General features: G+C 54.2%; 17 protein-coding genes and 4 tRNA genes. 9 read left to right on the top strand and 12 right to left on the bottom strand.

Annotated features, from left to right (window positions below):
- Positions 1 to 28 precede the first annotated feature (28 nt).
- The 3 genes from prpC to prpF all read left to right on the top strand — a co-directional run bounded on the left by prpC (position 29) and on the right by prpF (position 5,102).
- The gene (gene prpC / locus HP566_RS10395) at positions 29 to 1,156 is read left to right on the top strand and encodes a bifunctional 2-methylcitrate synthase/citrate synthase (RefSeq protein ID WP_249977192.1); all 1,128 of its coding nucleotides are present in this window, start codon (positions 29 to 31) and stop codon (positions 1,154 to 1,156) included.
- Between the two features lie 31 nt (positions 1,157 to 1,187).
- Positions 1,188 to 3,827 carry a Fe/S-dependent 2-methylisocitrate dehydratase AcnD gene (gene acnD / locus HP566_RS10400; RefSeq protein WP_249977193.1) on the top strand — a complete coding sequence of 880 codons (2,640 nt, stop codon included), beginning with the start codon at positions 1,188 to 1,190 and terminating at the stop codon, positions 3,825 to 3,827.
- A 96-nt stretch (positions 3,828 to 3,923) separates the two neighbouring features.
- Positions 3,924 to 5,102, top strand: a complete 1,179-nt coding sequence (gene prpF / locus HP566_RS10405) for a 2-methylaconitate cis-trans isomerase PrpF (protein ID WP_249977237.1) — start codon at positions 3,924 to 3,926, stop codon at positions 5,100 to 5,102.
- A 59-nt stretch (positions 5,103 to 5,161) separates the two neighbouring features.
- On the opposite strand, the gene HP566_RS10410 is transcribed toward prpF, so the two are convergent.
- Positions 5,162 to 5,446 carry a ComEA family DNA-binding protein gene (locus HP566_RS10410; protein ID WP_249977194.1) on the bottom strand — a complete coding sequence of 95 codons (285 nt, stop codon included), beginning with the start codon at positions 5,444 to 5,446 and terminating at the stop codon, positions 5,162 to 5,164.
- Between the two features lie 245 nt (positions 5,447 to 5,691).
- Between HP566_RS10410 and pyrF the strand changes: the two genes are divergently transcribed.
- Positions 5,692 to 6,393 (top strand): orotidine-5'-phosphate decarboxylase, encoded by a 702-nt coding sequence (gene pyrF / locus HP566_RS10415; protein ID WP_249977195.1) that lies wholly within the window; start codon positions 5,692 to 5,694, stop codon positions 6,391 to 6,393.
- A 12-nt stretch (positions 6,394 to 6,405) separates the two neighbouring features.
- Here pyrF and lapB read toward each other — a convergent pair whose 3' ends face one another.
- The 3 genes from lapB to HP566_RS10430 all read right to left on the bottom strand — a co-directional run bounded on the left by lapB (position 6,406) and on the right by HP566_RS10430 (position 8,306).
- Positions 6,406 to 7,605, bottom strand: coding sequence for a lipopolysaccharide assembly protein LapB (gene lapB, locus HP566_RS10420; RefSeq protein ID WP_249977196.1), 1,200 nt, complete (start codon positions 7,603 to 7,605; stop codon positions 6,406 to 6,408).
- Positions 7,606 to 7,911: a LapA family protein gene (locus tag HP566_RS10425; RefSeq protein WP_249977197.1), complete on the bottom strand. Its 306-nt coding sequence runs from the start codon at positions 7,909 to 7,911 to the stop codon at positions 7,606 to 7,608.
- 98 nt (positions 7,912 to 8,009) lie between these two features.
- Positions 8,010 to 8,306, bottom strand: a complete 297-nt coding sequence (locus tag HP566_RS10430; protein ID WP_030070297.1) for an integration host factor subunit beta — start codon at positions 8,304 to 8,306, stop codon at positions 8,010 to 8,012.
- 206 nt (positions 8,307 to 8,512) lie between these two features.
- On the opposite strand from HP566_RS10430, the gene HP566_RS10435 reads away from it, so the two are divergent.
- A complete protein-coding gene (locus HP566_RS10435) occupies positions 8,513 to 8,806 on the top strand; it encodes a succinate dehydrogenase assembly factor 2 (protein WP_249977198.1) in 294 nt (97 codons plus the stop codon).
- 61 nt (positions 8,807 to 8,867) lie between these two features.
- Complete coding sequence (locus HP566_RS10440; RefSeq protein ID WP_249977199.1) at positions 8,868 to 9,164, top strand: hypothetical protein; 297 nt, start codon at positions 8,868 to 8,870, stop codon at positions 9,162 to 9,164.
- Here the strand turns inward: HP566_RS10440 and nadB are convergent.
- The 7 genes from nadB to uvrY form a co-directional block, all read right to left on the bottom strand.
- Positions 9,141 to 10,745 (bottom strand): L-aspartate oxidase, encoded by a 1,605-nt coding sequence (gene nadB, locus HP566_RS10445; protein WP_249977200.1) that lies wholly within the window; start codon positions 10,743 to 10,745, stop codon positions 9,141 to 9,143. The genes HP566_RS10440 and nadB overlap by 24 nt on opposite strands.
- A gap of 161 nt (positions 10,746 to 10,906) precedes the next feature.
- Positions 10,907 to 10,993: transfer RNA gene (locus tag HP566_RS10450), tRNA-Leu, on the bottom strand.
- 42 nt (positions 10,994 to 11,035) lie between these two features.
- Positions 11,036 to 11,109 (bottom strand) — tRNA-Cys (locus HP566_RS10455).
- 12 nt (positions 11,110 to 11,121) lie between these two features.
- A tRNA-Gly gene (locus HP566_RS10460) sits at positions 11,122 to 11,196 on the bottom strand.
- Between the two features lie 86 nt (positions 11,197 to 11,282).
- Positions 11,283 to 11,831 carry a CDP-diacylglycerol--glycerol-3-phosphate 3-phosphatidyltransferase gene (gene pgsA, locus HP566_RS10465; RefSeq protein ID WP_249977201.1) on the bottom strand — a complete coding sequence of 183 codons (549 nt, stop codon included), beginning with the start codon at positions 11,829 to 11,831 and terminating at the stop codon, positions 11,283 to 11,285.
- A gap of 102 nt (positions 11,832 to 11,933) precedes the next feature.
- Positions 11,934 to 13,748 (bottom strand): excinuclease ABC subunit UvrC, encoded by a 1,815-nt coding sequence (uvrC, locus tag HP566_RS10470; RefSeq protein ID WP_249977238.1) that lies wholly within the window; start codon positions 13,746 to 13,748, stop codon positions 11,934 to 11,936.
- 46 nt (positions 13,749 to 13,794) lie between these two features.
- Positions 13,795 to 14,445 carry a UvrY/SirA/GacA family response regulator transcription factor gene (uvrY, locus tag HP566_RS10475; RefSeq protein ID WP_249977202.1) on the bottom strand — a complete coding sequence of 217 codons (651 nt, stop codon included), beginning with the start codon at positions 14,443 to 14,445 and terminating at the stop codon, positions 13,795 to 13,797.
- Between the two features lie 176 nt (positions 14,446 to 14,621).
- Between uvrY and HP566_RS10480 the strand changes: the two genes are divergently transcribed.
- Positions 14,622 to 14,697: transfer RNA gene (locus tag HP566_RS10480), tRNA-Ala, on the top strand.
- 131 nt (positions 14,698 to 14,828) lie between these two features.
- On the opposite strand, the gene argF is transcribed toward HP566_RS10480, so the two are convergent.
- On the bottom strand, positions 14,829 to 15,749 hold the full coding sequence (gene argF, locus HP566_RS10485; RefSeq protein WP_249977203.1) for an ornithine carbamoyltransferase: 921 nt from the start codon (positions 15,747 to 15,749) through the stop codon (positions 14,829 to 14,831).
- Between the two features lie 221 nt (positions 15,750 to 15,970).
- Here argF and grxD point away from each other — a divergent pair, with 221 nt between their 5' ends.
- Together grxD and dnaX are read left to right on the top strand one after the other, a co-directional pair.
- Positions 15,971 to 16,321, top strand: coding sequence for a Grx4 family monothiol glutaredoxin (grxD, locus tag HP566_RS10490; RefSeq protein WP_249977204.1), 351 nt, complete (start codon positions 15,971 to 15,973; stop codon positions 16,319 to 16,321).
- A gap of 108 nt (positions 16,322 to 16,429) precedes the next feature.
- Positions 16,430 to 18,328 carry a DNA polymerase III subunit gamma/tau gene (gene dnaX / locus HP566_RS10495; protein ID WP_249977205.1) on the top strand — a complete coding sequence of 633 codons (1,899 nt, stop codon included), beginning with the start codon at positions 16,430 to 16,432 and terminating at the stop codon, positions 18,326 to 18,328.
- Positions 18,329 to 18,344 lie beyond the last annotated feature (16 nt).

The following is an 18,344-nucleotide window of genomic DNA, read 5'->3' on the forward strand; positions in this document are numbered from 1 at the left end:
CAAAACAAAGCACAATAGGAGACACGACATGGCTGATAAACCCCTAGCAGGAGCAGGATTGCGAGGCCAAAGCGCAGGCGTCACTGCGCTATGTACAGTAGGTAAAACCGGTTCAGGATTAACTTATCGCGGTTTTGATATTAAAGAACTGGCCGAAAAGGCCCAATTTGAAGAAGTGGCCTATCTATTATTGAAGGGTAAGCTACCGAACCGTACAGAACTGGATCACTATATTACCAAGCTAAAAGGGCTGCGCGGGCTGCCGGATGCGTTGAAAACCGTGCTTGAGCAGATTCCGAAAGAGGCCCATCCGATGGATGTAATGCGCACCGGTGCATCCATGCTGGGTAACCTGGAAACAGAAGAGAGCTTCGACGAGCAGCAGGATGTTGCCGACCGACTGTTGGCCGTGCTGCCCTCCATCATTTGCTACTGGTACCGCTTCAGTCATGACGGCGTTCGCATTGATACCGAAACCGATGATGCCTCCGTAGGTGGTCACTTCCTGCACATGTTGCGAGGTGAACCGGCGTCTGAGCTGCATGCCCGCGTCATGAATGTTTCGCTGATTCTCTACGCCGAGCACGAATTTAACGCATCCACCTTTACCGCCCGTGTGTGTGCCTCGACGCTTTCCGATATGCACTCCTGTGTAACTGGCGCGATTGGCTCGCTGCGTGGCCCGTTGCATGGTGGTGCTAACGAAGCCGCCATGGCAATGATTGAGAACTGGGTATCACCAGAAGAGGCCGAGAGTGAAATGCTGGGCATGCTGGAGCGCAAAGAGAAAATTATGGGCTTCGGCCACGCCATCTACCGGGAGTCAGACCCGCGTAACGAGATTATTAAAGAGTGGTCGAAAAAATTAGCTGATGACGTGGGCGATACCGTGCTGTATCCCGTTTCCGTGCGCTGTGAAGAGGTTATGTGGCGCGAGAAGAAATTGTTCTGCAACGCGGATTTCTTCCATGCCAGTGCGTACCATTTTATGGATATTCCCACCAAGCTGTTCACACCGATTTTCGTTATGTCTCGGGTGACCGGCTGGGCAGCCCACGTGTTTGAACAGCGTGCCAATAACCGCATTATTCGCCCCAGCGCTGATTATATTGGCCCTGAGAAGAGTGAATGGGTGCCCATCGAAGCGCGTGACTGACCGAGCCTGTGGTGACTAAGTGAGAGGCGTTATGAACACGAATTATCGCAAGCCACTACCGGGCGTGATGGTAGATGGTGCGCCGGTAGAGTTCTTTGATGCGCGCCAAGCCATCGATGATATTCAGCCGGGTGCCTACGCCACGCTACCCTATACCTCCCGGGTACTGGCCGAACAGCTAGTGCGCCGCTGTGACCCAGGGCTGCTCAACGATGCGCTGAAACAGCTGATCGAGCGCAAGCAGGAGATGGATTTTCCATGGTACCCGGCGCGGGTGGTATGCCACGATATTCTTGGCCAAACCGCACTGGTTGATCTGGCAGGCCTGCGTGATGCAATTGCAGAGAAGGGCGGTGATCCGGCTAAAGTGAATCCTGTGGTGCCCACACAGCTGATTGTTGATCATTCATTGGCGGTTGAGCATCCAGGCTTTGAGAAGGATGCCTTTGAGAAAAACCGACAGGTAGAAGATCGTCGTAATGATGACCGTTTCCACTTTATCAACTGGACCAAAGTGGCTTTTGAGAACGTCGACGTGATTCCGCCGGGCAACGGCATTATGCACCAGATCAATCTGGAGAAAATGTCGCCGGTGGTGCAGTGCCGTCCAGATGACAAGGGCGCGCTCATTGTGTATCCGGATACCTGTGTGGGTACTGATAGCCATACCCCTATGGTAGATGCCTTGGGCGTTATTTCGGTAGGGGTCGGTGGCCTGGAAGCAGAAAGTGTGATGTTGGGGCGCGCATCAATGATGCGTCTGCCGGATATCATTGGTGTGGAGCTAACCGGCAAGTTGCAGCCGGGTATTACCGGCACGGATATGGTGCTGGCGATTACTGAGTTTCTGCGCAAAGCGCGTGTGGTAGGGGCCTACCTGGAATTTTACGGTGAAGGTGCTGACGCGCTTACGGTGGGGGATCGTGCGACGATCTCCAATATGACGCCGGAATATGGTGCCACAGCAGCGATGTTCTACATCGACGAGCAAACCATTGAGTATCTCAAGCTCACTGGGCGTGAAGATGAGCAGGTAGCACTGGTAGAGGCCTATGCCAGGCAAACCGGCTTGTGGGCCGATAGCCTGAAAACCGCTGAGTATGAGAGAGTGCTGACGTTTGATCTCTCCAGCGTGACGCGCACCCTGGCGGGGCCATCTAATCCCCATGCCCATTTGCCCACATCCGAGCTTGCTCATCGTGGCATTGCCATTGATCTGGACAAAGCCAGGGCCGATGAGCAGGCAGGCAGAATGCCGGATGGCGCGGTGATTATTGCCGCAATTACCAGCTGCACCAACACGTCTAACCCACGAAATATGGTGGCGGCTGGATTGATCGCTCGTAATGCCAATCGTTTGGGGCTGACCCGCAAAACCTGGGTGAAGTCATCGTTGGCGCCCGGTTCTAAAACCGTCAAGATGTACTTGGAAGAAGCCAACTTGATGGGTGAGCTGGAAGATCTTGGTTTCGGTGTGGTGGGCTATGCCTGTACGACCTGTAACGGCATGTCCGGCGCGCTAGATCCAAAAATTCAGCAGGAAATTATCGACCGTGATCTTTACGCCACGGCGGTGCTTTCCGGTAACCGTAATTTCGATGGGCGTATTCACCCTTACGCTAAGCAAGCATTTTTAGCATCCCCTCCGTTGGTGGTGGCTTACGCTATTGCGGGTACCATTCGGTTTGATATCGAAAAGGATGTGCTGGGCGTTGACCATGATGGCAACCCCGTCACGCTGAAGGATATCTGGCCTGACGACAGCGAAATTGATGCCATCGTAAAAGCGGCGGTTAAGCCGGAGCAGTTTCGGCAAACCTATATCCCGATGTTTGACCTCGATAAGAGTACACGCTCCCAGGTCAGCCCGTTGTATGAATGGCGCCCCCAAAGCACCTATATTCGTCGCCCGCCTTATTGGGAGGGCAATATGGCGAAGGAGCGGGGATTGAAAGGGATGCGGCCACTGGCTATTTTGCCGGACAACATCACCACTGATCACCTCTCGCCTTCGAACGCCATTCTGCTCGACAGTGCAGCAGGTGAGTACCTGCATAAAATGGGCCTGCCAGAGGAAGACTTTAACTCTTATGCCACCCATCGGGGGGATCATTTGACCGCACTGCGCGCGACGCTGGCGAATCCGAAACTGTTTAACGAAATGGTTCATGATGAGCAGGGCAAGGTGCTACAAGGCTCGCTTGCGCGTATTGAACCGGAAGGCGCCGTAACGCGTATGTGGGAGGCCATTGAAACCTATATGGAACGTAGGCAACCGTTGATAATTATTGCCGGTGCTGACTATGGCCAGGGATCTTCCCGTGACTGGGCGGCAAAAGGGGTTGCGCTGGCAGGCGTTGAGGCGATCGTTGCTGAAGGTTTTGAGCGGATTCACCGTACCAACCTGATTGGCATGGGGGTGATGCCGCTACAGTTTGAAGAGGGCACCACGCGTAAAACCTTGGCGCTGGATGGTACGGAAATTTTCGATGTGGAAGGCGCCCCCGAGCCGCGTGGCATGCTAACACTGGTGATTCACCGCCAGAGTGGCAGCCGCGAACAGGTGCCAGTGGTATGCCGCCTGGACACTGCCGAAGAAGTGACGATTTATTCTGCAGGTGGGGTACTGCAGCGTTTTGCCCAGGACTTCCTTGCCTCCACTGCGGCCTAGCGTTATCGCTCGGCTGCATGATTCAACGGGTGTGAGCGCAGTAGCCCGGTACCAGATGCCGGGCTATTTTATTGGAGTGTTGCTATGTCAGTTGCTATGTCACATGTTGCGCAAATTAGTATTCCTGCCACTTACATGCGCGGTGGTACCAGTAAAGGGGTGTTCTTTACGCTTAATGATTTGCCTAAAGCCGCTCAGGTACCGGGTGAGGCTCGGGATAAGCTTTTACTGCGGGTGATTGGTAGCCCCGACCCTTACGAAAAGCAGATTGACGGGATGGGAGGAGCTACCTCCAGTACCAGTAAGACGGTGATTCTGTCCAAGAGTGAGTCATCGGATCATGATGTGGATTATCTGTTTGGTCAGGTGTCCATTGATAAGCCCTTTGTGGACTGGAGCGGCAACTGCGGTAACCTTTCTGCGGCGGTGGGGCCTTATGCCATTGCCAATGGATTAGTGAACCCGGCCAAGGTGCCCGAAAACGGTATGGCGGAAGTGCGTATCTGGCAGGTTAATATCCAGAAAACCATTGTGGCCCAGGTGCCGATCACAAATGGTCAGGTTCAGGAAACTGGTGATTTTGAGCTGGATGGTGTGACCTTTCCCGCTGCTGAAATTCCCGTGGCCTTTATGGATCCTGCCGATGGTGAAGGAGCAATTTTTCCTACCGGAAATCTGGTTGATAACCTGGAGGTGTCGGGGGTGGGCGTTTTGAAAGTAACGCTGATCAATGCCGGTATCCCAACCGTATTTATCAATGCTGAGGATATCGGTTATACCGGATGCGAGCTTCAGGAAGAGATTAATGGTGATGCCAAGGCCCTGGCAATGTTTGAGGCGATTCGTGCCTATGGTGCTGTGCGTATGGGGTTGATTAACCATGTGGATGAGGCAGTCGGCCGGCAGCATACGCCTAAAGTGGCCTTTGTTGCTCCGCCATCCGGCTATACGGCTTCAAGTGGTAAGCGGGTTAACGCGGATAGTATTGATTTGCTGGTACGGGCGCTGTCAATGGGTAAGCTACATCACGCCATGATGGGGACGGCAGCGGTGGCGATTGGTGCGGCGGCGGCTATTCAGGGGACACTAGTGAACTTGGCGGCAGGTGGGGTTGAGCGGGAGGCGGTCACGTTCGGGCATCCTTCCGGCTCGCTGCGTGTAGGGGCCAAGGCCAGTCTGGTGGATGGGCGCTGGCAGATTGATCAAGCGGTGATGAGCCGCAGTGCACGGGTGTTAATGGAGGGCAGGGTTCGTATCCCCGGTGACAGCTGCTAAATGGTATATCTCTTTACAACCGCTCGGCGCTGGCCGTCGAGCGGTTGGGCGACATGGTATTACTCGTCAAATGTTATTTGATCGCGCATACGGTCAACAGTGGCCACACCAATACCACTGACACGGGCTAAATCATCGGCATTTTCAAATGCACCATTGGCCTCTCGCTCTTCAATGATGGCGGCAGCACGGGTAGGGCCAATGCCCGGTAGCTCTGCCAGTAACTCTTCATCCGCAGTGTTGATATTGATAGGTGCTACTGTTTGCGCCAGGGCAGTACCAGAAACACCCAGGCAGAAACTTAACAGCAGGGCAGCCAATACTCTTTTGAACGTAGTTTGCATCGTTTATTTCCTTTGCGTTAACTGACAATAGAGCACTTTAGGTGAGTTGCCTAAAAGTGCGACGGTTAGCGTTGTCTCACTGTCTTGACTCCGCTTGGTTAATTTAGCTTGGTAAGCACTTGGTTTCTGTCAGCGATTGACGACACGGCGTGTAAGTTTTTTGCTATACAGGTATGGCAAATTGCTTACACAGCTAGGGATGGGAGACTGTTACAATACGGCAAAAATATATCTGGAGTGAGCGTGTGACCACCGAATCCCCGTTGATTATCGCCTTGGATTACCCCTCCCTTGACGCTGCTTTATGTATGGCCGATCAGTTAGATCCTGCCCGCTGCCGTGTGAAGGTGGGTAAGGAGCTGTTTACCCGTAGCGGCCCCGCTATTCTGGAGGCCCTGCACGGGCGCGGGTTCGAGGTGTTTCTTGACCTCAAGTTTCACGACATCCCCAATACCGTGGCGGGCGCGGTGCAAGCGGCTGCCGAGCAAGGCGTATGGATGGTGAATGTGCATGCCTCGGGAGGGCGCAGAATGATGGAGGTAGCCGCCAAGCGTCTACAGGATCACAACTTTTCTACCCACCTGATTGCGGTCACTGTGCTGACCAGCATGCAGGCCGAGGATTTAAATGAAACCGGCGTGGTGGCCATGCCGGAAGAGCAGGTGATGCGCTTGGCCATGCTAACTCAACAGAGTGGTTTGGGCGGGGTGGTATGCTCCGCACAAGAAGCAGCACAGATCAATGCACAGTGTGGTAGTGACTTCCTGAAGGTCACCCCTGGTATCCGGCCGGGCTTCGCTGCCGCCAATGATCAGCAGAGAATTATGACTCCCAGTGATGCAATGCGGGCGGGAAGTAGCCATTTAGTAGTGGGGCGACCGGTCACTCAGGCAAAAGACCCCATGATGGCGTTGGCCGCTATTGAAACGGAGCTGGGTGCTTCGTGAGAGTGCTTTCCGCTATTCACCTTCAACACCGGTAATGGGCTTGATGGTGCCCCAACGACGGCAACTGGGGCACTGCCAGGCCAGGCTATCACTGGCGAAGCCGCAGCGGCGGCAGCGATGGCGGGGCCTGCCTTCCAAGAGCGCGTTGGTATGGTGTTTGAGTAACAGCAGGCGGGTATCAGGGGGTGTTTTGCCACTTAAGCGCTGGCTTTCGAGGTAAAGATCGATCAGATAATCAAGCCCACCCAGGCTGGGAGCTTCTCTGAGCCACTCACCTGTGCACTCTATAGCGCTATCCACGCCGTCGCGATGGTGAATAAGCTCGCCCAGTGAAACAATGACACTGGTATAGGGGGCCTGACCAAGCAATTGGTAGAGGTGGGTCTCAAACCCAGCCGTATCATTGTTACGTTCATAAGCGCGTTGTAGGGCAGGAATCATGGTGGGAATATGGGCAATATCTTGCCGAGGAATACGGCTCAGATATTCAATGGTGCGGCTATAATGGCCGTTCTCCATTTCCAACTCAGCCAGAAGTAGCGTGGCACGTACACAGCGCTCATCCAGTTGCAGAGCTTTCTTTAAGTGTTTTCGCGCCAGTGCCCGGCTAGCCTGCTGAATCTCAACCTGGGCCAGCTCGCATAGCCAGTGGGCGGCGGGGCGGCGCATGCCTGGCTGCTGTTTAAGCATGGGTTGCACCACATCCAGAGCGTCCTGCCACTCTTTTTCGCGCTCCAGCAAGTCAACCAATAAGCGCTTGGCTGCTTGGTGGTAGGTGCTGTTAACAGATTGTTCTAACAGTGTGCGTAGCAAGCGTTGAGCGCGATCATGAACGCCCAGCGCCATAAAATCCCGGGCCAGCTCGAGTTGGATGTGCTCGTTTGTGGCAGGGGATAACGCCGGGCGGGCAAGAAGGTTCTGGTGGATGCTGACCGCTTTATCAGCCTCGCCTCGTGTGCGAAAAAGCTTACCGAGAGCAATATGTGTTTCCACGGTATCGCTATTTACGTCGAGAGCATTGATAAATGTATTAATGGCTTCGTCGGGCTGCTCATTTAACAGGTAGTTGAGCCCAACGAAGTATTCCCGCGATAAGCTGGGTGATCGGGATGCGGCGGAGGTTCGCCTACGACGAGAGCCATGGCGCATACCCAGCCCGAAGCCTATTGAAATGGCTGCCAACAGCACGCCCAGCAGCACGGCATCATGCATTTACGCCAGTTCCTTGAACTCCTGAGTGCGTAAGCGATCCAGCTCCTTACGCTGCTGTTTATTATGGCGTTCGCTACGTGCAAGGCGTGCTTTAAGCCTAATATAAACGCCCAGCATGGCTAACATGCCCAATATGACACCAAAGGCTAGTGTGGCCAGCAGCCATACGGAAAGCGAAACAGGGGGCAGTTCGGCCCAAATCAGATTCAAGGCAATGGTTTGCTGGTTGTTAACGGCAAACAGAATGCCGATTAGCATCACAACCAGCATGATAACGGCCAGAATCAGCCCTTTGATCCAACGCATGAGAGTTTCCTAGTCAGTGACATTCACGGTGGCTCTATTGTGTCTGAGTCGGAGCGTGACGTCATCCCGCAGAAGGTCGCAAGCTAGCTTAAAGCTTATTAATAGCCCAGTGCACGACTCGCATCGACCTGCTCTCGTAACTCTTTACCCGGTTTGAAATGGGGTACGTATTTGCCATCCAAATCGACAGGGTCGCCGGTTTTTGGATTTCGCCCGGTGCGTGGTTCACGGTAATGCAGTGAAAAACTGCCAAAGCCGCGAATTTCCACACGCCCGCCACTGGCTAAGGCATCGGTCATATCATCCAGGATAATACGCACCGCCGTCTCAACTTCTTTGGCGGATAGCTCCGGTTGACGCATCGCAATTTGTTCGATTAGTTCAGATTTGGTCATCGGTTGGCTCCCTGCGAACTTTAAAGGCCGTACGCGCATGCGACCTCGATAACATCGAGTTCAGCATACTGCGCATTACGACATAAAACAATTCAGATAAAACAAGGTACTAGACTGAATTACAGCATAGGCGAAGGACGGCGCTGGCGCGACCCTGTGGCTTCGGTATACTGGCTTCTCATTTTACCTATCATGAGAGGCTGACCTTGAGCGACGATACATCCCCCGCAGCCATACTGCGCAAGCGGCTTTACTGGCACTCACGACGTGGAATGTGGGAGCTGGATTTGCTGCTGATCCCCTTTCTTGAGAAACGCTTTGATGCGCTTAGCGAAGAGGACCAGCTGGCTTATGAGCGTTTAATTACCGAGGAGGATCAGGATCTGTTTGTATGGCTGATGCATCGGGAATGGCCCGAGGAGCCTTCCCAGCGTCGTATTGTTCAAATGATCGTTGAACATGCTGAGACCACCGATAACTCTGCTTATCGTACGCTCTAAATATCAAAGCTGCGTGAATGCTTCTTTGGCCATTGGGTTATGCATAACAGGTGCCTGGGTGATGCCACTCTGGGTGGTGGCAGGCATTGCCCTGATCATGGCATGTGTCCTGTGGCGCCAGTATAAAGCTCAGCCGGTAGGTACCCTACAGCTTATGAAAAACGGCAGCCGGCTTTCGGGACGCTGGGTGCTGATGGGGGGCGAGCTGGAGGAGGAGCAGTCAGTGCGCTGCGACTATGTAGGCCCTTGGCTGCTTGGTTTATATGTTGGGCCACAGCGGCTATGGCTATGGCCCGATAGTTTGCCACCCCATAGCCACCGCGCCCTGCGTCGATTATGCCATCGTCCTGGGCGCTAGTTTGTCAGCTGCATCCTTCAGGCTGAGCTTGGATGCGCGGGCATTGTCTTGCGTACCAGGCCAGTCAATAGTGTAGTGAAGCCCCCGGGACTCATGGCGTTGGCTGGCGGCCAGTACCGTCAGTTGGGCAAGGCTAACAGCCTGCCAAAGACGGATACTCTCCGGGTGAGCGCACTCCCTATCGATATTCTGCAATTGCTCCTTGATGCTTTTCAGCGTTTTGTACGCGGCAGCCAGCCCTTGGTTGCTGCGTACAATGGAAACATGCTGGCTCATAACGCTGCGCATGGTATTGCGCAACTGCGTTAGCATTTGCGTATCGACCTGAGAGGGTGGGTGCAAGCGCTGCAGAGGGGATTGGCGACTGCGTGTCTGGATACGTGGCTGCGTAAGCAAGTATTGGGCGCAGCTACGTGCATATACCAGGCATTCCAGTAATGAATTACTGGCCATGCGATTGGCGCCATGCAGGCCTGTATAGGCTGTTTCACCAATAGCGTAGAGATTGGCAACATCGGTTGCGCCACGATGGTCGGTGGCTATACCGCCGCAGCTGTAGTGTGCGGCAGGTACCACGGGGATCGGTTGGTGAACGATATCAATACCCCGCGAGGTACAGTGAGCAAGGATGGTGGGGAAGTGGTGGCGAATAGAGGCCTCCCCGAGATGGCGTATATCCAGCCACACATGCCCTTGGCTACTTTGCTGAATTTGCGTGTCAATTGCTCGGGCCACCACATCTCTGGGGGCCAACTCGGCACGGGGGTCAATATCGGGCATAAATCGATGGCCCGCATCGTTGAGGAGATAGCCGCCTTCTCCGCGTACGGCTTCGCTGATTAAAAAGGCCGGCCCCTCTGGGTCATATAGGCAGGTGGGATGAAACTGCTGAAACTCAAGGTTCATCAGGGTGGCGCCGAGTTCCGCCGCCATTATCATGCCTTCGCCACTACTGGGGGAGGGAGTGGTCGTGTGCCGGTATAGTCCGCTGGCCCCCCCGGTTGCTAGCACCGTATGGCTTGCCAGTAGGGTGTGGTAGTGCTGCTGCGTATCAACCCCTTGTGCCCCGAGGCAACGTCCTGCAGCATCGCTGAGCAGGTTTAGTATTGTCAGATCGTTGCGCTGGGTAATATTGGAGTGGGCGTTAACCTTGCCAAGGAGCGTATCTATAACGGCTCGCCCGGTAGCATCATCGGCGTGGATGATGCGTCGGGCATTGTGGCCCCCTTCGCGGGTAAGATGATAGGGGTAGCGCGCGACTGGGTCTGTATCCGGTGTAAAAGGCACGCCATTCTCAATTAGCCACTGAATGGCAGCTGGGCCGTGGTTTACCGTATAGCGAACAGCTTCTATGTCGCATAGCCCGTCACCGGCCACAAGAGTATCGCGTATATGGGCTTCCATATCATCATCTGGAGAGAGTACGGCGGCGATGCCGCCTTGTGCCCAACGGCTGGCCCCATTGTCTTCAAGCGCTGGACGTACTAACGTCACTGACAGGTGGTTAGCGACTTCAAGCGCAAGGCTTAAACCGGCGACGCCGCCGCCGATAATAAGTACGTCGGATGTTGGCGTGCTCATGGGGGCCGCTCCTTCTTCGTTCAAGCAATCGCTATGTATATAAAGGCAGGCATCATAGCGTGACCATAAACGCTTGGCGATGAGCAAATATAAAATAACGCCACTTATGTCAGCAGTGGGACAGACGAGAGAGAAAGCAGAAGGGTAATAAGAGGAAGATATGGTGCCCGGAGCCGGACTTGAACCGGCACGGGGTTGCCCCCGAGAGATTTTAAGTCTCTTGCGTCTACCAATTTCGCCATCCGGGCAGTGTATCGCAGGTTATCAAATCACCAACGCTACAGAGGAAATGGAGGCTGGAGTCGGAATCGAACCGGCGTACACGGAGTTGCAGTCCGCTGCATAACCACTCTGCCATCCAGCCTTATGGAGTCGTTGGAGCGGGAAAGGAGATTCGAACTCCCGACCCTCGCCTTGGCAAGGCGATGCTCTACCACTGAGCTATTCCCGCTCGACTCGAGGGCGAATTATACGCACCAAAACGAGCTTGTCAATCAATGAGTTTGTTAGCCAGTACAAACAGATATCGCTCGTCGCTTACATTGAACGGCTAAGGTGTGGCCAGGCTGCTTTTAAATACTGGATCATTGACCACAGGGTCAGAATGGCTGCCGCATAAAGCACCACAACGCCTAAGAGTGCCATATCGTGCCCTGGAGGGAAGGCCAGTAGAACAAGTATGGCGACCATCTGTAGCGTGGTTTTAAGCTTCCCAATCCATGACACAGCCACCATGCCACGTTTGCCCATTTCCGCCATCCATTCACGTAGGGCAGAAATAACGATCTCACGGCCAATAATCACCAGTGCAGGCAACGTTAAAAACAGGGTGTCGAAGCGTTCGATAAGCAGTGCCAGTGCGACTGCGACCATCAGTTTGTCGGCAACGGGATCTAAAAATGCACCGAAGGGTGTTGACTGGTTCCAGCGTCGGGCGAGGTAGCCATCCAGCCAGTCGGTGACGGAGGCTAATGCAAATAACCCCGCTGCAAGTGGCATGCTCCAGCTAAAAGGCAGGTAAAAAAGCACTACCAATAGCGGAATAAAGACGATCCTAACCAGAGTCAGTATGTTGGGTATATTCATCGCAGGGCGCGATCCTTGCCGGAGAATCATTGGAGTCGGAATGTATATGCTAAGGGACATTCTATCCCCCTTGGCGCACAGCATCCATGCCAGTAAGTAGGTTTATCCATTAAGCGCAGTATGAATAGCTTCTGCAAGTGCAGCGTTAATGCCGGGTACCCTGGCCAGTTCGTCGCGGCTGGCTTTTTGTACGCCCTGTAGTCCACCAAAAAAGCGTAGCAGCTCGCGCCGTCGTTTGGGACCAATGCCGGGAATATCCTGCAACGTGGAGGTGCGTCTTGCCTTGTCGCGCTGGGCACGGTGTCCTGCGATAGCGAAACGGTGGGACTCATCGCGAATATGTTGGATCAGGTGTAGAGCCGGAGAGGCTGGGTCCAGCGGCAATGGGTTGTCAACGGTTTCGAGAAAAAGTGTCTCAAGGCCGGCTTTTCGAGTGGTGCCTTTGGCAACACCGAGCAAAATAATATCCGTTATTTCCAGTTCGTTAAGCACGCTGCGTGCCATATTCAGCTGCCCTTTGCCGCCATCGACAATAAGGATGTCAGGGGCAATGGCTTCGCCACTTTTTACCCGCTTCAGACGCCGTGTTAATGCCTGCTGCATAGCGGCATAATCATCTCCTGCCGCGACCCCTTCTATGCGGAAATGACGGTAGTCGCTTTTACGGGGCCCCAGGTGATCGAAGACCACGCAGGAAGCGACTGTGGCTTCACCGTGGCTGTGACTGATATCAAAACACTCAAGCCTCTCAGGAACCTTTTTCAGTGCCAGTGCCTTTTGTAGCGCTTCAAAGCGTTGGGTCAGTTGGGTTTTATTCGCCAGTTGCGATGCAAGCTGCTGTTCGGCATTGGTCATCGCCAGACGTTGCCACTGTGCCCGCTGCCCGCGCACCTGACTGGCAACACGCACGCGTTTGCCCGCCTGCTCTGACAAGGCGCTGGCGATTAATTCGCTATCCTCAAGCGGATGGCTGGTAATGACTTCTCCCGGCACATTATGAGGTTGGCCAAAGTAATACTGGCTGACGACTTCGGCCAGGAGCATTTCCGGTGGGAGATCCAGGTCATTTTTAGGCGCATGGTGGCGTGCGCCAAGCAGGCGCCCATCGCGCACGCTCAGTACCGAAATGCCTAACCCTCCAGGCCGCTGGGCAAGCCCAAAAACATCGGCATCACCACTTTCGTTATCAACAAACTGACGTTGCTGCAGTTGCCTTAGTTGTTGTATCTGGTCACGCAGGCGTGCAGCCTCTTCAAAATTTAATGCCTGACTGGCGGCCTCCATCTCTTCAGTCAAAGCCTGGGTCACACGCTCGCTTTTTCCTTCCAGACACATTACTGCGTGTTCTACATCCCGGCGATAATCGGATTCGGAGATATAGTCGACACAGGGGGCACTGCAGCGTTGGATTTGATACTGGAGGCAGGGGCGAGAGCGATATGCAAAAACACTGTCTTCGCAGTTGCGAATGCGGAAGATCTTTTGCATTAACGCCAGGCTTTCTCTGACCGCGGCGCTACTGGGATAAGGGCCCAAATAGCGTCCGTCGCCACGGCGCTGGCGCGCCCGCTTATATTCAAGCGCAGGGTAGGGGTGGCGGTCCGTCACAAATACAAAGGGGTAGGATTTATCATCCCGTAACAGAATGTTATAAGGTGGCCGTAGCTCTTTTATCAGGGTTTGCTCAAGCAGCAGGGCTTCGGTTTCGCTACGGGTAACCGTAATTTGAATATCGGCAATACGGGCCACCATGGCTTGTGTTTTGGTATTAAGCTGGCCACGAAAATAACTGGCAAGACGCGCTTTCAAGCGCTTGGCTTTGCCGACATAAAGGGTGTTGTGCTGCTCATCAAGCATCCTGTAAACACCGGGCGAGGTGCTTGCTGAGCTTAGAAACTGCTTGGCATCAAAAGTCATGGCTGGGTGTCGGCGCTTCAAAACGGCAGAGGCTGCGATGGTAGGATTATCCCAGGCTTGCGTCAAAACCCTCTACCAGGCCGTGGCGCAGGGCAAGGTGGGTAAGTTCAACATCGGTGGCAACCTGCAATTTGTCAAACAGTCGATAGCGGTAGGTGTTGACGGTTTTGGGGCTTAGGTGCAACCGGTCTGAAATGTCCTGTACCCGCTGACAGTTAACAATCATCAACGCAATTTGTAGCTCGCGATGAGAAAGATGGCTGAAAGGGTTATCGTCATCGTCGAAGTGGGACAAGGCCAGGCGCTGGGCGATTTCCTGACTGACGTAGCGCCGACCATGAAACACCTGACGGATGGCATCGGTCATTTCTACAGCATCCGCTCCTTTGCTTAAAAAGCCTGAAGCGCCAGCCTCCAGCATTCTGCGCAGTACGCTGTCTTCCATATGAGCGGTCAGGATGATGACCTTCACATCGGCTATCTTGCGATGAATTCGTCGTGTTGCCTCAAGGCCGCCGATACCCGGCATACGTATGTCCATCAGTACGATATCAGGCTTCAAATGACGACATTGAGTAACGGCGCTTTCGCCATCGTCTACTTCGCCTATAATTTTGATATCGCACTCTTCATTCAGCAGGTGAGCAATACTGGTTCTCACCAGATGGTGATCATCGGCGATTAAAACGTTGATCAAGGGGCTGGCTCCTGCATGTAATCGTCTCGGACTCTCGGCGATAGCCTCGTATGCTAGAACATAGAGTGCCACAGCTCTTGGCAAAGGAGAATTAGTAGATGGTGGTTTATGCTATATCTTGACGTCTGGCAATAACTGAAGTAGTATTCGCCCCGCTGCTTCGAAAGGCAGTTCGTGGGGCCTTAGCTCAGCTGGGAGAGCGCAACACTGGCAGTGTTGAGGTCAGCGGTTCGATCCCGCTAGGCTCCACCAATTTCGAACGCCTCGTTACCTGTAACGAGGCGTTTTTGTATGTCCACCTCATATGCCATCAGGCTTGCATCTCTATGATGTATTGGGGGGGAAGGCCAGCCCTGGGCTGCTAGCTTAGGGCTGGCGTATTGTTAGTCGTCTATTTTACCCAGCAGTAAAAACTCAATCAGCGCTTTTTGGGCATGTAGACGGTTGCCTGCTTCCTGCCATACCACGGCTCGTGGGTCATCCAGTAAGGTGTGGCTTATTTCTTCACCCCGGTGGGCAGGGAGGCAATGCAGGAACAGTGCATCAGGTTGAGCGCTATCCAGCATCGCTTCGGTCACCTGGAAGCCGCTGAAGTCTGCTTCACGCTTGGCCTGCTCCTCCTCCTGCCCCATGGATGCCCATACATCGGTGGTCATCAGGTCTACACCTTTTGCTGCTTCCTCCGGGTCATGGAGCAGTGTTACCCGCTCGCCAGCGGCTTGCAGGATATCGGCGCGTGGCTCATACCCTTTCGGGCAGCAGACGCGCAGATTGAAATCGAATTGGCGAGCCGCATTGATCCATGAATGGCACATGTTGTTGCCATCCCCAATCCATACGGCTGTTCGACCCTGAACGCTGCCGCGTAACTCTGTCCAGGTCATTACATCGGCCAATAGCTGGCAGGGATGATAGTCATCGCTAAGGGCGTTGATGACCGGTATGCTGCTGGCGCTGGCGTAGGTTTCCAGGCCAGCATGTGAGAAGGTGCGGATCATGACGGCATCCACCATCTCCGACAAAACCCGGGCAGTGTCTTCAACAGGTTCGCCGCGACCAAGCTGGGTGTCGCGGGGAGAGAGGAACAGCGCATGACCACCGAACTGTGCCATACCGGTTTCAAACGACACACGGGTACGGGTGGATGATTTCTCAAAAATCATTGCCAATGTGCGATTGGACAGCGGCGTGTATACCGGTCCATTGGCTTTTAGGTCGGTTTTAATCTTGATGGCACGCTGAATCAAATACGCCAATTCATCCGAGGTTAAATCCAGTAGGGTAAGGAAATGGCGTGTCGCCATGATGACTTCTCTCCGCGCAAAAACACCATCCTAGCGATGCAGCAGGGGATGCGCAACGCGAACGGCACGCGTAGAATGGCGGCCACAGAGGAAGGCCGAGTGGTTTGCTCAAGTATTAACTTGCATTGTAAATCGCAGGCCGCATTTGGCTGTGGGGTTAAAGCGGGTTGACGAATTGCGTAAACTGGTCTCGACCACACTATTTATCTAAGGAGTATCCTATGAGCACTACTGCCGAGAATATTCAGCGCCAGATCAGTGAAAACCCCATTCTTATTTATATGAAGGGCACCCCCCAACTGCCGCAGTGTGGGTTCTCAGCGCAAACGGTTCAGGCGCTAATGAGCTGTGGCGAGCGCTTTGCTTTCGTGAATGTACTGGATAATCCTGATATCCGTGCAGAGCTGCCCAAAATTGCCAACTGGCCCACCTTTCCACAGTTGTGGGTTGAGGGTGAGTTAGTGGGTGGCTGCGATATCGTGATAGAGATGCATCAAAACGGTGAGCTGGAGAAGCTGATTAAAGAGGCTGCACAGCGTGCCGGTGCAGCCGAAGGTGGTGATAACGCCTGATTACTTGCTCTGCCTAATTGGCTGTGCGGTTGGCGGGCTGCGGTGCAGCCGCTAGAATGGTGTTTTGTCATGTATCGATAGTCAGCCCGCCAAAGGAAATTCTGCTCAATGAGCTATCAGGTTCTGGCCCGCAAATGGCGCCCGCGTACATTCCACGAGCTCGTGGGCCAGGCCCATGTCCAACGTGCCTTGGTCAATGCTCTTGATCAAGGCCGTTTGCATCATGCCTATCTCTTTACCGGAACCCGCGGTGTAGGTAAGACAACCCTGGCGCGCATTTTAGCCAAATGCCTCAACTGTACGGCCAATGGCCGTGGTGATGAAGGCATTACCTCGACGCCATGCGGTCAGTGCGACAGCTGTAAAGCCATTGATGAAGGGCGGTTTGTCGACCTGATTGAAGTGGATGCTGCTTCGCGCACCAAGGTTGAAGATACCCGCGAGTTACTGGATAACGTGCAGTACGCCCCCACTCAGGGGCGCTACAAGGTGTACCTGATTGACGAGGTACATATGCTCTCGACCAGCAGTTTTAATGCGTTGCTAAAAACGCTGGAAGAACCACCTCCCCACGTCAAATTTTTGCTGGCAACCACTGACCCGCAAAAGCTGCCAGCGACCGTGCTGTCGCGCTGTTTACAGTTTACCCTCAAGCATATGCCGCCTGAACGTGTCGTTGAGCATTTAACCTATGTGCTGGGCGAAGAGGGGGTAGCGTTTGATGAGAGTGCGCTTTGGCTGCTGGGCAAGGCTGCTGAAGGTTCCATGCGTGATGCCATGAGCCTCACCGACCAGGCCATTGCCTTTGGGCAGGGGGCGGTGCGCCATGCCGATGTGGCCGCTATGTTGGGCACTCTGGACCATCGCCACATTTTAGCCCTGATAGAAGCGCTTGCGGATGTTGATGTACAGCGCCTGCTGGCTGAAGTGGCTCAACTCTCTGAACAGGGGCCTGACTTTGCTGCCGTTCTTGATGAGCTAACCGCCGTTTTACACCGTTTGGCAGTGGCGCAAATGGTTCCTGATGCAGTGGACAACAGCCATGGTGATCGTGAGCTTATCCAGCAGTTGGCAGGTCGTTTCACGGCAGAGGATATTCAGCTCTATTACCAGATCGGTATTCAAGGGCGCGGTGATATGGTGCATGCACCTGATTTACGCAGTGCGCTTGAGATGACGCTACTGCGTATGTTGGCGTTTCGCCCCCAAGGGGTGCCAAGGCCGCCACGCACGCCGTTGCCACTACGCCGGGAGCCAACGCAGGGGGGCGTAGTCACACCCTCAACTGAGCAAGCTGCATTATTAAAAAAGCCTGAGCCTGCTACGGTGGCAGAGCAAGAGGAGAGACAGGAGCCTGCCGCTATGCAGGCTGTTACTTCAGCGCCGGAACCGGAACCAACGTCATACGCTGAGCCAGAACAGGCGCCGCCCTGGTCTCTTGAAGAGGTCGAGCAAGTGGCTACCCTAGCTTCTGAGCCAGAGCCAGAGCCAGAGCCAGAGCCAGAGCCAGAGCCAGAGCCAGAGCCAGAGCCAGAGCCAGAGCCAGAGCCAGAGCCAGCACAGGCGTTAGAAACTCAGCCGGCTGCTGAACAGGTTGCTGCTGAGAATCAATGGCTGGATCACACGCAATGGCTGGCACGCTTTAACTCACTGGGTCTTGGTGGTCTTACCCGTAATCTGGCGGCACACTGCCAGATTGAGAGTGACGATGGCCACACGCTTACCTTGCGGCTTGATCCGAGTCAGGCTGCCATGCAGGCGGAAGTGCATCAAACCCGGATTGAACGGGCACTTAAAGAGCAGGGGCTGCCCCGCCGCATTGAGTTTACAGTGGCTGAATTGGCTACGAATATTGAAACCCCGCGTCAGCAGGAAGAGCGCCTTCAGCAGGAGCGCCATGCCCAGGCTGTTGATCTATTGCAGCGCGACCCCAATGTACAGAAGTTGCAGCAGGCGTTTGGGGCCACCCTTATTGAGTCAAGCGTGAAGCCAACGGTAGAGCCGTAGTCATGACAGATGACGT

The sequence above is a fragment of the Vreelandella olivaria genome (assembly GCF_023507745.1).
GTDB lineage: Bacteria > Pseudomonadota > Gammaproteobacteria > Pseudomonadales > Halomonadaceae > Vreelandella > Vreelandella olivaria_A.

Bases quoted from the DNA above. Each gene is read 5' to 3' on its own strand.
- dnaX (WP_249977205.1), top strand. From the start codon at position 16,430: ATGAGCTATCAGGTTCTGGCCCGCAAATGGCGCCCGCGTACATTCCAC.
- uvrC (WP_249977238.1), bottom strand. From the start codon at position 13,748: ATGACTTTTGATGCCAAGCAGTTTCTAAGCTCAGCAAGCACCTCGCCC.
- HP566_RS10410 (WP_249977194.1), bottom strand. From the start codon at position 5,446: ATGCAAACTACGTTCAAAAGAGTATTGGCTGCCCTGCTGTTAAGTTTC.
- HP566_RS10425 (WP_249977197.1), bottom strand. From the start codon at position 7,911: ATGCGTTGGATCAAAGGGCTGATTCTGGCCGTTATCATGCTGGTTGTG.
- nadB (WP_249977200.1), bottom strand. From the start codon at position 10,745: ATGAGCACGCCAACATCCGACGTACTTATTATCGGCGGCGGCGTCGCC.
- pgsA (WP_249977201.1), bottom strand. From the start codon at position 11,831: ATGAATATACCCAACATACTGACTCTGGTTAGGATCGTCTTTATTCCG.
- lapB (WP_249977196.1), bottom strand. From the start codon at position 7,605: ATGCATGATGCCGTGCTGCTGGGCGTGCTGTTGGCAGCCATTTCAATA.
- prpF (WP_249977237.1), top strand. From the start codon at position 3,924: ATGTCACATGTTGCGCAAATTAGTATTCCTGCCACTTACATGCGCGGT.
- prpC (WP_249977192.1), top strand. From the start codon at position 29: ATGGCTGATAAACCCCTAGCAGGAGCAGGATTGCGAGGCCAAAGCGCA.
- acnD (WP_249977193.1), top strand. From the start codon at position 1,188: ATGAACACGAATTATCGCAAGCCACTACCGGGCGTGATGGTAGATGGT.
- argF (WP_249977203.1), bottom strand. From the start codon at position 15,749: ATGGCGACACGCCATTTCCTTACCCTACTGGATTTAACCTCGGATGAA.
- HP566_RS10440 (WP_249977199.1), top strand. From the start codon at position 8,868: ATGCCACTCTGGGTGGTGGCAGGCATTGCCCTGATCATGGCATGTGTC.
- grxD (WP_249977204.1), top strand. From the start codon at position 15,971: ATGAGCACTACTGCCGAGAATATTCAGCGCCAGATCAGTGAAAACCCC.
- HP566_RS10430 (WP_030070297.1), bottom strand. From the start codon at position 8,306: ATGACCAAATCTGAACTAATCGAACAAATTGCGATGCGTCAACCGGAG.